This window comes from Streptomyces prasinopilosus (assembly GCF_001419695.1).
GTDB classification, from domain to species: Bacteria; Actinomycetota; Actinomycetes; order Streptomycetales; family Streptomycetaceae; genus Streptomyces; species Streptomyces prasinopilosus.
This window is the reverse complement of the sequence record NZ_LIRG01000936.1, coordinates 1-1,169: the sequence shown is the minus strand read 5'-3', so window position 1 is coordinate 1,169 and position 1,169 is coordinate 1. Positions and strand designations below refer to the sequence as shown.

At 70.0% G+C, this 1,169-nt stretch carries 1 protein-coding gene and 1 pseudogene; both read right to left on the bottom strand.

Annotated elements, in window-relative coordinates:
• Positions 1–117 precede the first annotated feature (117 nt).
• Positions 118–436, bottom strand: a pseudogene (locus tag AOK18_RS34930) (hypothetical protein).
• The coding region (locus AOK18_RS28740; RefSeq protein WP_055696213.1) for a helix-turn-helix transcriptional regulator at positions 393–1,169 on the bottom strand (777 nt) is incomplete at its 5' end. The pseudogene AOK18_RS34930 and the gene AOK18_RS28740, both read right to left, overlap by 44 nt.

Genomic DNA, 1,169 nt, shown 5'->3' with positions numbered 1-1,169 from the left:
ACCGGCCTCACCAGGCCCGGGACCAACTCCCGCCCGACGTGAGCGAGGAACCCGCCGCCGAACGCCAGCGCGGCCATCCCGGCAAACTCCTACGCACCCGCATCCTCGGCGGAGCGATCAACGAGTACCGATATGCGGCTTGACCAGCAGCGATGGCTTTCCAAGCGGCACAGTGTCCTCGAACGGCGTGACCACCTCGAGACGGAATCAGGACGCACGCGTCTGCGTCCGGCACCTTCAGCACGATCCGCGTCCGGGGCTCTTGGTCCTCGGCAACCTCGGCGATGAACACGTAGGGACCGTTGCCGTTGCGGAGCTGGCCGGAGTTGTGGTCCGTCGCAAACTCCCGCTCGTAGCCCAGCTCTTGGAAGAACTTCGCCGCCGGGCTCGTATCAGTCGGGGGCCCCTGGGCGTTGCGCTGTGACGCTACGGGTATCGGCTTCCGCACTGCTCCACTGGGACAGCAGGCGCAAGGAGGTCTCGGACGGGCTACCGGGTTCGGTGCCGTAGACGAAGAGGATCTGGTCCGGGTCGTCTCCGGGGGTGAGGGCCTGGTAGGTAACGGTGAGGTCGCCGACGAGCGGGTGGCGGTAGTCCTTGGTGCCGGTCGTGCGCCTGTGGACCTTGTTGTCCGACCAGAAGCGACGGAATTCCTCGCTGCGTATGGACAGGTCACCGACCAGGGCGCTCAGAGCCGGGTCGTCCGGGTGGCGGCCCGCTTCGAGGCGGAGCATAGCGGCGGTGTCCGCGGCGACGCGGTTCCAGTCCCGGTACAGCTCGCGCGCGTGCGGGTCGAGGAAGACGAAGCGGGCCTGGTTCCGCTCGGCCGCGGGGAGCGCCCGGAAATCGGTGATCAGCCGTCCGGCCAACTGATTGTGGGCCAGCATGTCGAGGCGCCGCCCGAGGACGAAGCCCGGGCGGCAGGTCTGCTGGAGGGTCTCCAGCAGGTCCCAGGTGGCGGCGTGGACCCGCTGGGGGCGGGGACGTCGGCGGGCGGGCCCGGGCCGGCGCCGGGCGAGGACGTGCAGATGGCTGCGCTCCGCGTCGTCCAGGTGCAGGGCGGTGGCGAGTGCGTCGAGGACCTCTGCGGAGGCGCTGCGGCTGCGGCCTTGTTCGAGGCGCGTGTAGTAGTCCACGCTCACCCCGGCCAGCCGGGCGAGTTCCTCCCG